19 protein-coding genes are annotated in these 15291 nt (G+C 63.0%); 6 read left to right on the plus strand and 13 right to left on the minus strand.

Annotated features, from left to right (window positions below):
- Positions 1 to 167: 167 nt before the first annotated feature.
- The 3 genes from glcF to IVB05_RS37710 all read right to left on the minus strand — a co-directional run bounded on the left by glcF (position 168) and on the right by IVB05_RS37710 (position 4390).
- A complete protein-coding gene (gene glcF / locus IVB05_RS37700) occupies positions 168 to 1496 on the minus strand; it encodes a glycolate oxidase subunit GlcF (RefSeq protein ID WP_247781166.1) in 1329 nt (442 codons plus the stop codon).
- Positions 1493 to 2731: an FAD-binding protein gene (locus tag IVB05_RS37705; protein ID WP_247787286.1), complete on the minus strand. Its 1239-nt coding sequence runs from the start codon at positions 2729 to 2731 to the stop codon at positions 1493 to 1495. The genes glcF and IVB05_RS37705 overlap by 4 nt, the downstream gene beginning before the upstream one ends.
- Before the next feature lie 165 nt (positions 2732 to 2896).
- A complete protein-coding gene (locus IVB05_RS37710; RefSeq protein WP_247781167.1) occupies positions 2897 to 4390 on the minus strand; it encodes an FAD-linked oxidase C-terminal domain-containing protein in 1494 nt (497 codons plus the stop codon).
- A 228-nt stretch (positions 4391 to 4618) separates the two neighbouring features.
- Here IVB05_RS37710 and cycA point away from each other — a divergent pair, with 228 nt between their 5' ends.
- The gene (gene cycA, locus IVB05_RS37715; RefSeq protein ID WP_247781168.1) at positions 4619 to 5011 is read left to right on the plus strand and encodes a cytochrome c-550 CycA; all 393 of its coding nucleotides are present in this window, start codon (positions 4619 to 4621) and stop codon (positions 5009 to 5011) included.
- Between the two features lie 61 nt (positions 5012 to 5072).
- Here the strand turns inward: cycA and IVB05_RS37720 are convergent, their stop codons facing one another.
- Positions 5073 to 5366: an antibiotic biosynthesis monooxygenase gene (locus tag IVB05_RS37720; protein ID WP_247781169.1), complete on the minus strand. Its 294-nt coding sequence runs from the start codon at positions 5364 to 5366 to the stop codon at positions 5073 to 5075.
- 187 nt (positions 5367 to 5553) lie between these two features.
- A complete protein-coding gene (locus IVB05_RS37725; RefSeq protein ID WP_247781170.1) occupies positions 5554 to 6522 on the minus strand; it encodes an alpha/beta hydrolase in 969 nt (322 codons plus the stop codon).
- A gap of 264 nt (positions 6523 to 6786) precedes the next feature.
- On the opposite strand from IVB05_RS37725, the gene IVB05_RS37730 reads away from it, so the two are divergent.
- Positions 6787 to 6966 (plus strand): hypothetical protein, encoded by a 180-nt coding sequence (locus IVB05_RS37730; protein ID WP_212417885.1) that lies wholly within the window; start codon positions 6787 to 6789, stop codon positions 6964 to 6966.
- A gap of 46 nt (positions 6967 to 7012) precedes the next feature.
- Here IVB05_RS37730 and IVB05_RS37735 read toward each other — a convergent pair whose 3' ends face one another.
- The 5 genes from IVB05_RS37735 to IVB05_RS37755 form a co-directional block, all read right to left on the minus strand.
- Positions 7013 to 7288, minus strand: a complete 276-nt coding sequence (locus IVB05_RS37735) for a hypothetical protein (RefSeq protein WP_247781171.1) — start codon at positions 7286 to 7288, stop codon at positions 7013 to 7015.
- A gap of 172 nt (positions 7289 to 7460) precedes the next feature.
- Positions 7461 to 8117, minus strand: coding sequence for a tetratricopeptide repeat protein (locus IVB05_RS37740; RefSeq protein WP_247781172.1), 657 nt, complete (start codon positions 8115 to 8117; stop codon positions 7461 to 7463).
- 123 nt (positions 8118 to 8240) lie between these two features.
- Positions 8241 to 8366, minus strand: a complete 126-nt coding sequence (gene ykgO, locus IVB05_RS37745) for a type B 50S ribosomal protein L36 (protein ID WP_002718645.1) — start codon at positions 8364 to 8366, stop codon at positions 8241 to 8243.
- Positions 8367 to 8593: 227 nt separating this feature from the next.
- Positions 8594 to 9043 carry a MaoC family dehydratase gene (locus IVB05_RS37750; RefSeq protein ID WP_247781173.1) on the minus strand — a complete coding sequence of 150 codons (450 nt, stop codon included), beginning with the start codon at positions 9041 to 9043 and terminating at the stop codon, positions 8594 to 8596.
- Positions 9044 to 9057: 14 nt separating this feature from the next.
- Positions 9058 to 9534 (minus strand): MaoC family dehydratase N-terminal domain-containing protein, encoded by a 477-nt coding sequence (locus IVB05_RS37755; RefSeq protein WP_247781174.1) that lies wholly within the window; start codon positions 9532 to 9534, stop codon positions 9058 to 9060.
- 107 nt (positions 9535 to 9641) lie between these two features.
- Here IVB05_RS37755 and IVB05_RS37760 point away from each other — a divergent pair, with 107 nt between their 5' ends.
- The 4 genes from IVB05_RS37760 to IVB05_RS37775 are packed head-to-tail and all read left to right on the plus strand — an operon-like array spanning position 9642 to position 12638.
- A complete protein-coding gene (locus tag IVB05_RS37760) occupies positions 9642 to 10526 on the plus strand; it encodes an amidohydrolase family protein (RefSeq protein WP_247781175.1) in 885 nt (294 codons plus the stop codon).
- Between the two features lie 45 nt (positions 10527 to 10571).
- Positions 10572 to 11384, plus strand: coding sequence for a dienelactone hydrolase family protein (locus IVB05_RS37765; protein WP_247781176.1), 813 nt, complete (start codon positions 10572 to 10574; stop codon positions 11382 to 11384).
- A gap of 5 nt (positions 11385 to 11389) precedes the next feature.
- Positions 11390 to 12136 carry a haloacid dehalogenase type II gene (locus tag IVB05_RS37770; protein WP_247781177.1) on the plus strand — a complete coding sequence of 249 codons (747 nt, stop codon included), beginning with the start codon at positions 11390 to 11392 and terminating at the stop codon, positions 12134 to 12136.
- A 1-nt stretch (position 12137) separates the two neighbouring features.
- Entirely contained in the window at positions 12138 to 12638 is a 501-nt protein-coding gene (locus IVB05_RS37775) for a YbaK/EbsC family protein (protein WP_247781178.1), read from the plus strand.
- Here the strand turns inward: IVB05_RS37775 and IVB05_RS37780 are convergent.
- The 3 genes from IVB05_RS37780 to IVB05_RS37790 form a co-directional block, all read right to left on the minus strand.
- Complete coding sequence (locus IVB05_RS37780) at positions 12620 to 12979, minus strand: hypothetical protein (protein ID WP_247781179.1); 360 nt, start codon at positions 12977 to 12979, stop codon at positions 12620 to 12622. The genes IVB05_RS37775 and IVB05_RS37780 overlap by 19 nt on opposite strands.
- Before the next feature lie 126 nt (positions 12980 to 13105).
- Positions 13106 to 14095 (minus strand): tripartite tricarboxylate transporter substrate binding protein, encoded by a 990-nt coding sequence (locus tag IVB05_RS37785; RefSeq protein ID WP_247781180.1) that lies wholly within the window; start codon positions 14093 to 14095, stop codon positions 13106 to 13108.
- Positions 14096 to 14270: 175 nt separating this feature from the next.
- Complete coding sequence (locus IVB05_RS37790) at positions 14271 to 15191, minus strand: LysR family transcriptional regulator (RefSeq protein ID WP_247781181.1); 921 nt, start codon at positions 15189 to 15191, stop codon at positions 14271 to 14273.
- Positions 15192 to 15291 lie beyond the last annotated feature (100 nt).

Raw genomic sequence — 15291 nt, forward strand, 5'->3', positions numbered from 1 at the left:
TGGGCCAGACCGGGGCGACACTTCTTCGAAGTGCCCTCCCGCTCCATCCCTTGTCCGGGCGCGATCTCCGGACAAACGCTGCGCGTTTGTCCCGAGGAAACCGGATGCCGATCCCGCCATCCACACGCGGGGGCAGACGTTCCGGATCGCGCCCTTAGGCCGATCGATCAATTCAATCCCTGGCCGATCGATCCAGGCTTTGGACCTCCTGTCGCCCAATCGAGAAGCTCAATCGTGTGCACCACAGGAACTGACGTACCGCCGGCAATTTGAACCATGCATCCAATATTGCCTGCAGCGATCATGTCCGGTTTGACTGTCGCAAGATTGGCGATCTTCCGATCGCGCAATCTGCTCGCAATGTCGGGCTGGAGAATGTTGTAGGTCCCCGCCGAACCGCAACACAAATGGCTCTCAGGCACATCTTTCACCACGAATCCATTCTTGGAAAGCAATTCTTTCGGAAGGCCTGTGATTTTCTGTCCGTGCTGCAGCGAACAAGCCGAGTGATAGGCGATTGTGACGTCGCCTTTTTGTGTCGTTGGCGCGAGCTCAATGCCGGCGAGAAACTCCGTGATATCCTTTGCCAGCGCGGAGATTTGCGCTGCAGGGCCAGCGAAATCGCGATCCTCGCGCAGCATGAAACCATAGTCCTTGATGACCGTGCCGCAGCCCGATGCCGTAATCAGGATGGCGTCGAGGCCACCTTGTTCCGCTTCCTTTTTCCACACGTTGATGTTGGCGCGGGCCCGCGCCAGCGCGTCGCCATCCTGCCCGAGGTGATGGGTGAGCGCGCCGCAGCATTGCTCGTCCTTGACCAGGACGACCTCGATGCCGTGGCGCGTCAGGAGATTGATGGCGGCCTGGTTGATGCGCGGCGCCAGCACCTGCTGGGCGCAGCCCTGCAGCAGCGCGACCCGCCCGCGCCGCTCGCCCGTGGCCGCAAAGACGCTGCCGCCCGAGGGTCCCGGCGCCGGGAGGCCGTTCGGCGCGAGCGCCAGCATCGCCTTGATCCGCCGCAACAGACCGGGCGTCGCCGCCGCCTTTGACGCCGGCAGCAGGGCCGCAAAAGGCCGGGCGAACCGCGCCATGATCATGCTGGCGCGAAACAGCTTTGGCCGCGGCAACACCAGCGCCAGCACCGCGCGCAACGCCCGCTCGGTCAGCGGCCGCGAATAGTCCCGCTCGATCCGGACTCGTGCCTGATCGACCAGGTGCATGTAGTGCACGCCCGACGGACAGGTCGTCATGCAGGCGAGGCAGGAGAGGCAGCGGTCGATATGCTTGACCACCTCCGCGGTCGGCGGCTTGTCCTTTTCCAGCATCTCCTTGATCAAATAGATGCGACCGCGCGGGCTATCGAGCTCGTCGCCGAGCAGCACATAGGTCGGACAGGTCGCGGTGCAGAAGCCGCAATGCACGCAGGCGCGCAGGATCTTGTCGGCTTCGGCGATATCAGGGTCGGCGAGCTGGGCGAGCGAGAATTCGGTTTTCATGACGCGGGCCCCCGCACCATCCGGCCGCGGTTGAGGATGATCTTGGGATCGAAGCTGTGGCGCACGCGCTGGCTCAGCGCGGCTAGGCCTGCAGCCTGCGGATGGAAGACGTCGACATTTCGCCTGGTCTGCTCGGACGCCCGGATCAGCGCCGCGTGGCCGCCGGCCGCCTCGACGCGCTGGCGCACCAGGGCGGCTAGCGCATCCGGCTTGGGCGGCAATGCCGCCCAGATCAGGCCGCCGCCCCAGTCGTAGATCACATCGCCCCCGGTGTCGCGCGCCAGCGCCTGGCCGAGCGCGCCGCCGGAAGCCGGCGGACAGACGATCCGCCACACCGGCCACGCACCGAGCGCGCCGCTGGCGGCGAAGGGTTCGACGTCGCGGATGGCACTCCACGCCGCAGCCGAGGCGCCGTCCTGCAGCATGTCCACCGACCCGAATGGCGCAAGCGTCCTGGCCAGCGAATTGGCGCGATCCGCCACCGAGGCGGCAATGCCTTCGAGCCGCAGCATCGTGGCCGCCCGCCCCTGCGTCGAAAACCCCGCGAGCTCGCCGGTGGCGGGCCGGAATGCCGAGTTCGGCAGGTGCGCCGCGCCCGAGACGTCGTAGGGCGAGCCAAGTGCTGCGGTCATTGCCCGGTTCGCGCTCACATCGTCCAGCCCGCTTAGCACCAGCGTGCGCTCGCTCTCAGGTCTAGGCATCACCTTGAGGGTGACTTCCGTCATCACGGCCAGCGTGCCCCACGACCCCGCCAACAGCTTGCAGAGATCATATCCGGTGACATTCTTCACCACCCTGCCCCCGGTTTTAAAACTGTCGCCAAAGCCGGACACCGCATGCGCGCCGAGCAGATGATCGCGGGCGCCGCCGGCCTTGATGCGGCGGGGACCGGCGAGCCCCGCCCCGATCATGCCGCCGATGGTGCCGTTGCCGGATACGCCCAGCAGCGCGGAGGTATCCATCGGCTCGAAGGCGAATTGCTGGTTCTTGGAATCGATCAGCGACTGCACGTCGGCAAGCGGCGCGCCGGCCTGCACCGTGATGATCAGCTCGTTCGGCTCGTAGGCGGAGACGGCGTTCAGCGCCGACACATCAAGCACAGCGTTGGTCGCCATCGGATGGCCGATCGCGCGCCTGGTGCCATGGCCAATGATCTCCAGCGGCTGCTCGCTGGCAATCGCCGCGCGCACCACCTCTTCGACGTCTTTGGCGTCTCGTACTTTGAGCGTATCCACGCTTTCAAACCCGAACTCTGTCGTCATCGTCCGCCTTGTGCGCAATTGCGCACCGGGCGGACGATCCAGTAATCGCAGGAGCCGAGGACGAAAATCTGCGGCGCGGCGTACTGGATACCCCGCCTTCGCGGGGTATGACGATTGAAAAATTGGCGAAGTCCATGCTCAAAATCTCGGAATATCCGGAAACGCCAGTCTGCCGCCGTGCACATGCATGCGGCCGAGTTCGGCGCAGCGGTGCAGCGTCGGAAACACCTTTCCCGGGTTTAGCAGCCCCTGCGCATCGAACGCGCATTTCAGCCGCTGCTGCTGGTTGAGATCGATCTCGGAAAACATTTCCGGCATCAGGTCGCGCTTCTCGATGCCGACGCCGTGTTCGCCGGTGAGCACGCCGCCGAATTCGACGCAGGCGCGCAGGATGTCGGCGCCGAACGCCTCCGCCCGCTCGATCTCGCCCGGCTGGTTGGCGTCATAAAGGATCAAGGGGTGCAAATTGCCGTCGCCCGCGTGAAACACGTTGGCGACGCGCAGATCGTATTTCGCCGAGAGGTCGCGGATTCGCGCGAGCGCCTTCGGCAGCGCGCCGCGCGGAATGGTGCCGTCCATGCAGAGATAGTCGGGCGAAATCCGGCCCACCGCCGGGAATGCCGCCTTGCGGCCGGCCCAGAACAGATTGCGTTCGGCCTCGCTGGTGGAGATCTGGCAGGTCGTCGAGCCGCAGCCTTGCGCGATCGCCTCGACGCGCTTGATCAGTTCGTCGACCTCGACGCTAGGGCCATCGAGTTCGATGATCAGAAGCGCCTCGACATCGAGCGGATAGCCGGCGTGAACAAAAGCTTCGGCGGCGTGGATCGCGGGCTTGTCCATCATCTCCATGCCGCCTGGAATGATGCCGGCGCCGATGATGGCAGCCACGCATTCGCCGGCGGGCTCGACCTCGGCGAACCCCACCATCAGGGCGCGGGCCGTCTCCGGCTTCTGCAGGATCCGCACCGTGATCTCGGTGATGACGCCGAGCAGCCCTTCCGAGCCGGTGATGATGCCCATCAGGTCGTAGCCTGAGTTCTCCGCCGCCTTGCCGCCGATCCGCAGGATCTCGCCGGACATCAGCACGATTTCGCAGCCCAGCACGTTGTTGGTGGTCATGCCGTATTTCAGGCAATGCACCCCGCCGGAATTTTCCGCGACATTGCCGCCGATCGAGCAGGCGATCTGCGACGACGGGTCGGGCGCATAATAGAATCCGGCATGCGCCACCGCCTGGCTGATGGCGAGGTTGGTGACGCCGGGTTCGGTTACCACCACGCGATTGTCGAAATCGATCTCGCGGATGCGCTTGAACTTGCCGAGCCCCAGCAGCACGCCGTCGGCCAGCGGCAGCGCGCCGCCCGATAGCGAGGTGCCGGAACCGCGCGGCACGACCTTGATGCCCTGCTCGAAGCAGTATTTCAGGACCTGCGAGACCTGCTCGGTGGTGTCGGGCAGCACCACGACCATCGGCGGCTGGCGGTACGCCATCAGGCCATCGGACTCGTAGGGCAGCATTTCGGCCGCGCTGTCGATCACGCCCTCGCCCGGCACGATCGCACGCAGGGCTGTGACGATGGCGTCACGGCGATCCAGGACCGCCTGATCGGAAGCCGGCATCATGATGGCCATACGTATCCTCAAAGCCTCGCGAACGAATTTGTGATGCCAAATCAAGCACGTCTACCAAGGTTTGGGTAGGCCATCCGAAAGTTGGATTGCCGTCCCTCCGAACGATGAGTTCTCTCTGGGGCAAGCCGGCCATGGGCAAAACTGTCAAAGTTTCGTGGCTTGTCCAATTCAAGCGGTCCTGCCACAAGAAATCCGCCTCTCTACCCGGGAAGAAACGAAGAGCACCACATGAAAACATCGACTTTGAGCGCGCTGGTTGTCGTTACCTCTTTGGCCACAGCAACGGGCGCGCTGGCGCAGGACGCTGCCGCCGGCAAGTCCTCGTTCAACAAATGCCTGGCCTGCCACGCGATCGGCGAGGGCGCCAAGAACAAGGTCGGCCCGGTGCTGAACGGGCTCGACGGCCGCAAGTCCGGCACCGTCGAGGGCTATAATTACTCCGACGCCAACAAGAATTCCGGCATCACCTGGAACAAGGACGTGTTCCTCGAATACATCAAGGACCCGAAGGCGAAGATTCCCGCCACCAAGATGGTCTTCGCCGGAATCAAGAACGAGAAAGAGGCCGGCGACCTCTGGGCCTATGTCGCCTCGTTCGACAAGGACGGCAAGACGAAGTGAGGTTGCCAGCGGCTCTGCACGCGTTGCGGAGCCGCGCTCCTCACCAGGAGCGACCGCTGCATCAAGCCAGCGTGTGCACGATCACGGGTCCGGCCATTGCGGTGGCCGGCCCGGTCAACAGCGGCGCCAGATCATGCTCGATCCACGCCAGCGCGCGCTTGTTGGATTCTTCGGCAGCCGCGAAATTGTTGAACAGGCTGATCGCGATCACCGTGTCATCGGGCGCATAGACCACGTAATAGCCCATGAATCCGTCGACCCCGCTGATGACGGGAATCGCGCCTTCCTTGATCCTGCGTATGAGCTCTTCGGCCTTGCCGGCCTTGGCCTTGCCCTGACGAATGGCGGCGTACATGGCGCTCTCCCTCGAAGGTCGGCTGCCCGATAACGCGACTCTTAAGGTTCATCCACGGCGGGACGAGCAGCGGAATCCCGCGCCCACCGATCATATCCCATCCGCGGCCGTCAGGTCACGTGCGGCGTCACCGTCATCCTTGATCGCGCAAGAACGCGCGTCAACAGAAGCCGGGCTCGCGCACGCCTCAATGGGCCGCCGCCGCTTCCGCACCCGGCGCCGTCCCTGATATCATCGCTTCCACTTCCGCAACGACGAGATCTGGCGCCGCTTGCTGGACCATGTGACCGACGCCCGGCAGGACGATCAGTTTCGCGTTTGGCGCTGTGGCGGCGAGCGGCCGCGAGTGAATTCTGGTCGAGACCGTCTTGTCGGATTCATCACCCGAGATGATCGTGATCGGCGCCTTGATCTCGCCGTAGCGCGGCGCCTGCTCGACGACCGCCGCCTTGAGCGTCACGAGGTCTTGCGCGTTGGCGATGAATTCGCGCGGCCGCAGCAACAGCGGCGTGGCGGTGTTTTTGACAAAGCCGTCCGGCATCGTCTGCGGCAGGAAGACGCCGCGCACACCCGGTTCCGCCAGCAGGAGGCCGAGCGGCAGCGTGATGGTGTAGGCGAATAGCGGTCCGATCACCGGCGTGGCGATCAGCCTGTTGTAACGCCCGACGCCGCCGGGCCACGGATAGGCCACCGGCGCCAGCATCACGAGACCAGCGACGGCTTGCGGGTAATCCAGCGCAATCCGCGCCCCCAGCGCGCCGGCCCAGGAATGCACCACAAAGATCGCGCTGCTGACACCGAGCTTTGCCAGCGCGTCGGCGATCATGCGGGCCTGGATTTCCGGGGTGGAGTCCTCAAGCCGGAGGCGCGTGCTCCAGCCATGCCCGGGACGGTCGATCAGAATCACGCGGTGCCTTCTGGCCAGCCGCTCGCCGACCGGCTGCCGCATCACCTCGAGATTGGAACTTGCGCCATGGAGCATCACGATCGGGGGACCGGCCGCATCGCGCGGGCCGATATCGAGGATGTGCAGGGTTCCGCCCGCCACCTCGACCATCCTGCCCTGGGGAGGATGGGCCCGCTGCGCCAGAAACACGCCGGCTTGCGTGACCAACGCCAGCACCGCCAGCGCCGCCACTACAATGACTACCACCATCGAGGATTTCCGGCTGATTTTCTGCACCAGCGAGCTACGGCCCGGATGGAAGCAGGTTTCGGGGGTTGTCCACAGGGCCCCGCCCCTGTGGATAGCGGGGTCATAATGATGTCATCGTCAAATTTGTACAGTGACGCTGACACTTTCGCCATGTGTGCGCGTGCCTGATTGGGGGGTTAGTCGGGCGCCTGCATTGTACCCAACATCCACAGGAACAGGGGCGCTCACTACAAATTGTTCCAGCGTATCATCGGAGGACTGCTCATGATTTCCGACGCAAGCGAAGCCGCCATCGATCAGATCGTAGCGAGTTGCAATGGCGACATCCGCGGCGCACTCAAGGCCCTGCTGCGGGTAAACGAGCAGCTTGAGGCCGAACTGGCGCAGTTCTACGCGGCGGTAGGCCTCGACGGCATGGCCCGCGGCAGCAACGCCGTACATTAGAGCCTCCTGGGTCGACGCGTTTTCCCGACGCGGCTCGAAAAGCGCTCTAATTGGATTTGTTATCCGGCGTCTCTGCGGGCGGTTCTTCCACCGCCGGGCAGCTGCGGATAGTCGAACGGGCCAGCTTGGCGTCGTCGAGCGATTGGTACGGTCCGGATCCGAACCAGATATTTCCGCCGACCTGGGCGTTGATGACGGGATTGCTCGTGACAATTTCGCATTTGCTGGTCGCGCGGTTGCCGACCACCCAATAACCGCCTTGCGCCAAAGCGCAGGTTCCGGTCGCAATGATGATCGTGCCGGCCAGCAGCAATGATTTCATGGCTCGCTCCTGTCACGCAGTCAGCCAATAATAGCGCGTTAGCTGCGCGGCGTTCCCGCGTGAAGCAAAGCGTCGGGAATCAAGGTTAACCGTGATCCCCTTGATCAAGCGCGATCTTATCGGTGTCCGCATTTGCGCTTCACGCCGGCCTTCGGGCCGGATCATGCGCGTGTCAGATATCGCGGCCTTCGACCTTTTCGGCGAGGGTCTTGACCAGTTCCGGCACCTTTTCGAGATGCGGATTGACGGCCAGCGCCTTGCGGAACGCTTCCAGCGCGCGCCTTTCGTCGCCGATCTCCTGCATGATCATGCCGAGCCCCGCCAGCGCGCCGAAATGCCGGGGCTCGCGGATCAGCACCTGCCGGATGTCCTCCAGCGAATGGGTGTAGTCGTTCTTCAGGTAATACAGCGTCGCGCGCCGGTTCCATGCCTCGACATAGTCGGGGCGCAGTTTGACGACGGCATCGAGCAGTTTCAGCGCGACATCGACCTTCTGCGCGTCCATCGCCGCCTTGGCGCGCAGCATCAACAGCGCAGCCGTATCGCTTGGGGTCTTCATCCACAGCGCCCAGATCCGCGCCTCGACGTGCTTGGCGCTGGCTTCATCGGGGGCGGCCTTCAACGCGCCAAACAGGAAATCCAGCCCGCGGGTGCGATCGGCCCCGACATTGGGAAGCTTGCTCGGCGCTTCCGGCAATTTCTTTTGGGCTTTCGGCGGGGGAACGACCTGGGTGTTGTTCTGGGCAAAAGCGGCCGCCGGCACGGCTGTCATGACAGCGGCGAGGACCACGATCCGGCAGTTACGGGCGCCTGGGAATCTCAAATCCATGGGCCAAGTCTAGACGCGCAAAATCGAGCCGCAAAGCGGCACGTCGTCAAAGACTTGTGAAACGAGGAAGAAAAAGCCGGCTCAGCGCCCAAGGCTAGCTGTGGCGGCTTAAACCTTGGCGGCTTAACCCTGGCGGGCCTTGAAGCGGCGCTGCACCTTGTTAATCACGTATACCCGGCCCTTGCGGCGGACCAGACGGTTGTTGCGGTGACGACCACGCAGCGATTTCAACGAGTTACGGACCTTCATGGGACAATCCTGATGCTTTGAAAGGCCGTGTTGAAGGCCGAACCTGAGCTACCCAAAAGTGGCAAAATGGGATTTATCCCGAAAGCGGCCAACCGCCCGGGACGGGGCGGTTTCTAAGCCATGCCGGCCCCGAATGTCAATCCGAATGGGCCCGTTTTCGGGCCCATCTGTCCCGTTCCGGACCTAACGCTGGGCGTCAAACCACGCTGCCGTAGAACTATTCGGAATCACTGGCAAAACAGGTCGCGCGGGAATTCGACCAGGGCCTCGCCGGTCGCGACCTTCTCCGCAAGCTGGTTCTTCACCACCACGTCGATCAAAACCCAGCGGGATTTTTCAGTCGTCTGCTTGGCCTTGATGATTCCCGATGGCTGGATGGTATCGCCCGGCCGGACCGGCTTGACCCACCGCGTCTCCAGCCGCCGGTGGATCGCACCGGCGGGGCAGGCCCAGTCGGTCAGCATTCGGGAGATCAGCCCGAAATTGTTCATGCCGTGCATGATGATGCCGCCGAAATTGGTCTTGCCGAAATTGCCCTTCATGTAGTCGTCGTCGAGATGCAGCGGGTTGTAGTCGAGCGAGGCATCGCAAAACAGGCGGATCGATTCGCGTGAGACCGCGAATTTCGGGCCGTCGATGACGTCGCCGGCGGAGAGATTGTCGAACGTAGCAGTCATTGATCGCCCTCCTCTCACATCGGCCGAATCGTCCAGCCGCGACCGGAACAGATTACATCGCCACGCTGGTTGAAGAAGACGTTGTCGTGCACCACGAACAGCCGTTCGCGCTTGATGAACTTGTCGAGCGCGCGGGCCTGCAGGGTGATGACGTCATTGGGTCTTGCCGGAAGGTTGTAGCTCCAGGACTGCCCGGCATTGACGGTTCCCGGCGAGCGCATCCAGTCGTCGGCCGGCGTGCAGGAGAACATCAGGAGGATATGGATCGAGGGCGGCGCGATCAGCCCGCCATAGCGGGTGGTCCTGGCATAGGCTTCATCGAAATAGATCGGATGATCCTCGCCGACTGATTTGCAGTACAGCTCGATGGCTTCCCTGGTCAGCGTGTAGGGAATGGTCTTGCGGGGCTCGCCGGGAACGATGTCGTCCCAGACTTTGCGCAGATTGGCGTCTTTCCAGAAATCGGTCTCGAAGGCCTCGGCCGGCGCCATGCCACTCTCCCTTATTTTCCGCCTTTTATTCCTGCCGTCTTGCGGAATTTGTTATATAGTATAATCAATTTTCCAGACCCAAAAATCAAGCCGCCGGGGAAGCCCAAATGCCCAAGCTCAAACTGCCCGATATCGAAAAAGTCGTCGCGATCGACATCCATACCCATGCGGAAGAACCCTGCGGCATGCATGGCGACGACGGCTATGACGATTTCCAGGAGCGCATGGCCGACTATTTCAAATCGCCGCACAAGCATCCGCCGACCGTGCCGGAAACCGCGGCCTATTACCGCTCGAAAAACATCGCGGCCGTGATCTTCCCGGTCGATGCCGAACGCGAGACCGGTTTCCGCCGCTACAACAATTACGAGATGCTGGAAGTCGCCTCCGACAATCTCGACGTTCTCATCCCCTTCGTCTCGATCGATCCGCACAAGGGTAAGCTCGGCGTGCGCGAGGCGAAGAAGCTGATGGAGGAATACGGCGTCCGTGGCTTCAAATTCCACCCGACCATGCAGGGCTTCTACGCCAACGACCGCATGGCCTATCCGCTGTACGAGGCGATCAATGACGGCGGCGCGATCGCGCTGTTTCACACCGGCCAGACCGGCGTTGGAAGCGGCATGCCCGGCGGCATGGGGATGCGCTTAAAATATTCCAACCCGATGTATATGGACGATGTGGCGGCGGATTTCCCCGACCTGAAGATCATCCTCGCGCATCCTTCCTTCCCCTGGCAGGAAGAGGCGCTGTCGGTCGCGACCCACAAGCCGAACGTCTATATCGACCTCTCCGGCTGGTCGCCGAAATATTTTCCGTCGATTCTGGTGCGCTACATCAACTCGATTTTGCAGGACAAGATGCTGTTCGGCTCGGACTGGCCGGTCATCACGCCGGACCGCTGGCTGGCGGATTTTGCAAAACTCGACATCCGCGAGGAGATCCGGCCGAAGGTGCTGAAGGCCAACGCGCGGAAGATTTTGGGTATATAGTGCGACGTCCCATCACAGGCGGACTGTTGTGCGAGAGGATAGTCTGTGACGAAGCTCGCCAATATCGCTTTCGTCGCCGTGCTTCTGATCGGAAGCGCGGCCGATTGCTTTGCGGCTGAAAAGCCCTCGATTGTCGTTGAAATCGACAGCCCGCTCGCCAGCTCAAACCCGCTTCAGGGTTACCTAAGGCAAACCACCGACGCGCGCCCTTCGCCTGCCGTCATCCTGCTGCACAGTTGCAACGGAAACTGGCGGCCGACCGACGAGCGCTGGGGAAAGCGAATCGCGGCGTGGGGCTATGTGACTCTCACGGTAGATAGCTTGGGTTCGCGCGGCATCAATAGCTGCCGCAACACCACTCCCCATGATGTGGATAGGGACGCCTACCGGGCCCTGAAGTTTCTGGTACGCCTTCCATCCGTCGATCCCGCCCGCGTCGCCTTGCTGGGTTTCGCGCGCGGTGGTGCGACGGCGCTCAGGTCGGTTGAACATGGTCCCTTCGAAAAGACATCGCCAAACAAGTTCGGGGCCGCTATCGCCTTTTATCCACCTTGCAGCAGCTTCAAGGGCTACATGACAGTGCCGACGCTGATCCTGATCGGCGAACTCGATGACTGGACGCCCGCCGAGGAGTGCCGCAATATGGTTGATGGCCGGGACGCTTGGGGGATTTCACGGCAGGAGCGTGGTGCGCCGGTCAAACTGATCGTCTATCCCGGCGCCTATCACGCTTTCGATGCGCCTGGTCCAAAGAATCCGATCGAGGGTCACCACCTCGAATTCAACCAGTCGGCGACAGATCAATCGTCCGAGGCGCTGCGCGAATTTCTCGATGCAACGATCGGCGCCAAAGAGTAATGACAGTGACCATCAAAGCCGTTGTGTTCGACGCCTATGGAACGCTCTACGACGTCCAGTCGGTGGCCGACGTCACCGAGGATGCGTTTCCCGGCTATGGCGGAATCATCACTCAGGTCTGGCGCATCAAGCAGCTTGAATATACCTGGCTGCGCTCGCTGATGCGCAACTACCGGGATTTCTCCGAAGTGACGCGCGACTCGCTGGCCTACACGCTTGATAGCCTCGGGCTCGAATATGACGATGACACGTTCGCGCGCATCATCGACAAATACCTGCATCTCGATCTCTATCCGGATGCGCTCGCGACGCTTTCGGCGATGAAGGATCGCAAGCTTGCGATCCTGTCCAACGGCAGCCCCGACATGCTGGATGCGCTGGTGAGCAACAGCGGACTCGACCGACTGCTCGATGCGGTCATCAGCGTCGATGCGAAGAAAATCTTCAAGCCCAGCCCCGAAGCTTACGCGTTGATCGAGGAGGTGCTGCACGTGCCGCCGGCCGGGGTGCTGTTCATCTCGGCCAATCCCTGGGACGCCTGCGGCGCCAAGGCGTTCGGGCTCAACGTCGCCTGGATCGAGCGGGTGACACCAGGAGCGATGGCGCTGGCCTGCCTCGAAAGCGTGACGCTGCCGCCATTGACGATGTTTTGGGCGTTGCGTACCCAGATGGATGAACTCGGCGTCGTGCCCGATCACCGCATCCACGGCCTTGCCGAGCTCCCCGCTCTGGTGTCTGCCCAAAGGTCCTGAAATGAGTCTTGAGTCCGTCCGCGCCTTCTTCGCCGAGAAGGCGCCCGATATCTCCGTGATCGAATCCAGCATGAGTTCCGCCACCGTCACGCTCGCCGCCGAAGCTTACGGCGTCGAGCCGGCGCGGATCGCAAAAACGCTGAGCTTGCGGATCGGCGAGCGCGTTGTGTTGATCGTGGCGGCCGGCACTTCGCGGATGGACAACAAGAAGGTGAAGGCGCTGTTCGGGGGAAAGCCGAAGATGCTCGGCCTTGAGGAAGTCGCCGAGATCACTGGCCATGAAGTCGGCGGTGTCTGTCCGTTCGGATTAAAGACGCCGCTGCCGGTTTACTGCGACGTATCGCTGAAGGCGTTCGATGTCGTGGTGCCGGCCGCAGGCTCAACGCATAGCGCGGTGAAAATCACGCCGGCGCGCATGGCGGAACTGACGTCGGCCGAGTGGGTCGATGTCTGCGAGATCAGGCCCGCGCAGGAAGCGCCGGCCTATTCATCCTCCTCATAGAACGGTCGCGGCTGGGGCCGCACTGCCTGCGGCTGCACTTGTTGCGGCGCGCGCGAACGAGGCACCGTCTGCTGTGGCACACGCTGTGTTGGCTGCTGCGCATTGGCCTGCGATTCGAATACCGCGCGGCAACCACTGGAGAGCTGCGGCGTGTTCTGCCGCAAGCAGGCCACGATCCGGCTGACATCGGGGATCTGATCGCCGCAGAGGCGCCAGACGTCGGGCGTGCAGGCCATCTGCTGTTCCCAGGTTCCGCGATATTCCTGCGCAGATGCGGGGGCGACAGCGCCGATGCCGGCGATCGCAACGGCAAAGCCCAGGACAATCCGTTGCGTTTGCATGGATCAAGTCCTTTCTTTTCGATTTTCAAGTTGGCGCGGAACTCCGCGCGGCGGCGGCGTTCAGCCTGACGAATGAATGCGGCCACGCGACGTTTGTGCGAACAAAAAAAAGTGAAGCGGGTTCCGCTACTCGACCTTGCCGATCTTCTTCACCGCCGCGACCAGCCGCGCGCTGTCTTCCGCAACGAATTTTGAAAATTCCGGCGCGTCCTGATAGGCGACCGGGCTTCCGGCGGTTTCGAAAGTCTTGACCACCTCCGGCGCCTTCACCGCTTGCGCCATCGCTTCGCGCAACCGCGTCATGATCGGCGCGGGCAACGCACTCTGCGCGAATAGTCCAGCCCAGATGTAGAACTCGACATCCTTGTAGCCGAGTTCGCGGAACGTCGGCAGGTCGGGGAAACTCTTGACGCGCACGGCGCCCCAGTTGGCGAGCACGCGCATCTTGCCGTCATCGACCTGCTGCTTCAGCGTGCCCGGTGCTGACGCCATCGCCTGTACGGTTCCGCCCAGCAGCGCAGCCAGCGCGGGGCCGGCGCCGCGGAACGGCACGTGCAGCAGCTTGATGCCGGCACTCGCCGCGAACATTTCCATCGCCACATGCAGCGTGCCGTAGGGACCGGACGAGCCATAGGGAATTTGTCCTGGACGTTTTTTGGCATCGTCGACGAATTCCTGCAGCGTCTTCCACGGTGCCGAGGCCGGCACGGCGAGCAACGTGGGATCGGCGAGCACGCGCGCGATCGGCGCGAACTGCGAGACCTCATACGCCACCGGCCGATCGAACAGCCGGTCGGCTTCCGGCAATACGGCGAGCGAGGACAATGTCATCAGCAGCGTGTGACCGTCGGGCTCGGCGCGCGCGGCGGCCGCATTGCCGACCGATCCGCCGCCGCCGCCGGCGCGGTTGTCGACGATCACGGGCTTGCCGAGAATCCGCTCGAGCGCCTGCGCGATCGGCCGCGCCGCGAGATCAGCCTGGCCGCCCGGCGGGAATGGGACGATCATGGTGATGTTGCGCGAGGGGTAAGGGGCTTGCGCGAAGGCGGTGTTGGAGAGAGCAGCTTGTGCCAGCGGCAGAGCAGCGGCGGCTTTCAGGAGTTCGCGGCGGTTCATTGGTGGTCTCTCCCCGGTGATTTTGTTTTGGTTATTGGGCGCAGCCTAGCCTCAAATCGTAGGGTGGGCAAAGCGCAGCGTGCCCACCATACTTCGGGTCTTCATGCTCATTGTGTGCGTTCAACGAATTTCAGACCGTTCGTATCAGCGGTGGGCACGCTTCGCTTTGCCCACCCTACGAAGTCTTTCCTCGCTTCTTCGCCTTCGCAAAATGCCTGGCCAGAAACTCCGCCAGCACTTCGACGCGCGCAGGCCGCGGGCCGCCGGGCGGGGTTACCAGATGCACCGCGCCTTCCGGCTGGTGCCAGCCTTTCAGGATCACCTCGACCTCGCCCGATGCAATGGCGTCGCCGACGATGAAGTCCGGCAGGTCGGCGACGCCGAGGCCGGCGATGACCGACGGCAACACCGCCTCGCCATTGTTGACGCGGAGCTGGCCCGCAGGCCGGACGCTGGCCTGCTCGCCAGCCGCATTGGTGTAGTGCCAGACGCCTGCCGTCGAGAGATAGGCGTAGCCGAAGCATTTGTGCTCTGCGAGATGCATCGGATGCGTCGGCCTGCCGTTCCGCTTCAGGTATGACGGCGCCGCCACCGTATAGCGCGGCATCGCGCAGAGCCGCCGCGCGATCAGCGACGAGTCCGGCAGCCGTGCGATGCGCAGGCCGGCATCGAACCCTTCGCCGATCAGGTCCACCGTTGCGTCGCTCAGATGAAGATCGATCGAGACTTCCGGGAAGGCGCTAAGAAACTCCGGCAATAGCGGCGCCACGGCTTTCACGCCGAACGTCATCGGTACCGCGAGCCGCACCAGCCCGCGCGGCGCCATCGATTGCGACAACGCTTCGTTCTCGGCGTCCTCGCCGTCGGCGAGCAGCCGCGTGGCGCGCTCGGCGAGCCGCTGCCCGGCATCGGTCAGCGCCAGCCGCCGCGAGGTGCGGTTGAACAGCCGCGCGCCGAGCCGCTGCTCCAGCCGGCTGACCGCCTTGGACACCGTGGCCTTGGACAGCGCCAGTTCGGCCGCGGCCGCTGCAAACGACCGTAACTCCACGACTTTCGCGAAAATCGCGAGCGCCTCGAAATCCGGGAGCTTTGACATTCGGATCGCCTCCAAGGCTCATTTTTGGAAACAATGAGTTTCAATAGTTTCTATTTATATACCATGCCGGGCGGCATATCCAAAGGCCATCGGAATTCAA

Source organism: Bradyrhizobium sp. 170 (assembly GCF_023101085.1).
Taxonomy (GTDB): Bacteria; Pseudomonadota; Alphaproteobacteria; order Rhizobiales; family Xanthobacteraceae; genus Bradyrhizobium.

Excerpts from the sequence above, each read along its gene's own strand:
- IVB05_RS37785 (WP_247781180.1), bottom strand. The coding sequence starts at position 14,095 with ATGAACCGCCGCGAACTCCTGAAAGCCGCCGCTGCTCTGCCGCTGGCA.
- IVB05_RS37775 (WP_247781178.1), top strand. The coding sequence starts at position 12,138 with ATGAGTCTTGAGTCCGTCCGCGCCTTCTTCGCCGAGAAGGCGCCCGAT.
- IVB05_RS37760 (WP_247781175.1), top strand. The coding sequence starts at position 9,642 with ATGCCCAAGCTCAAACTGCCCGATATCGAAAAAGTCGTCGCGATCGAC.
- glcF (WP_247781166.1), bottom strand. The coding sequence starts at position 1,496 with ATGAAAACCGAATTCTCGCTCGCCCAGCTCGCCGACCCTGATATCGCC.
- cycA (WP_247781168.1), top strand. The coding sequence starts at position 4,619 with ATGAAAACATCGACTTTGAGCGCGCTGGTTGTCGTTACCTCTTTGGCC.
- IVB05_RS37755 (WP_247781174.1), bottom strand. The coding sequence starts at position 9,534 with ATGGCGCCGGCCGAGGCCTTCGAGACCGATTTCTGGAAAGACGCCAAT.
- IVB05_RS37780 (WP_247781179.1), bottom strand. The coding sequence starts at position 12,979 with ATGCAAACGCAACGGATTGTCCTGGGCTTTGCCGTTGCGATCGCCGGC.
- IVB05_RS37710 (WP_247781167.1), bottom strand. The coding sequence starts at position 4,390 with ATGGCCATCATGATGCCGGCTTCCGATCAGGCGGTCCTGGATCGCCGT.
- IVB05_RS37790 (WP_247781181.1), bottom strand. The coding sequence starts at position 15,191 with ATGTCAAAGCTCCCGGATTTCGAGGCGCTCGCGATTTTCGCGAAAGTC.
- IVB05_RS37720 (WP_247781169.1), bottom strand. The coding sequence starts at position 5,366 with ATGTACGCCGCCATTCGTCAGGGCAAGGCCAAGGCCGGCAAGGCCGAA.
- IVB05_RS37750 (WP_247781173.1), bottom strand. The coding sequence starts at position 9,043 with ATGACTGCTACGTTCGACAATCTCTCCGCCGGCGACGTCATCGACGGC.
- IVB05_RS37730 (WP_212417885.1), top strand. The coding sequence starts at position 6,787 with ATGATTTCCGACGCAAGCGAAGCCGCCATCGATCAGATCGTAGCGAGT.
- IVB05_RS37740 (WP_247781172.1), bottom strand. The coding sequence starts at position 8,117 with ATGGATTTGAGATTCCCAGGCGCCCGTAACTGCCGGATCGTGGTCCTC.
- IVB05_RS37725 (WP_247781170.1), bottom strand. The coding sequence starts at position 6,522 with ATGGTGGTAGTCATTGTAGTGGCGGCGCTGGCGGTGCTGGCGTTGGTC.
- ykgO (WP_002718645.1), bottom strand. The coding sequence starts at position 8,366 with ATGAAGGTCCGTAACTCGTTGAAATCGCTGCGTGGTCGTCACCGCAAC.
- IVB05_RS37735 (WP_247781171.1), bottom strand. The coding sequence starts at position 7,288 with ATGAAATCATTGCTGCTGGCCGGCACGATCATCATTGCGACCGGAACC.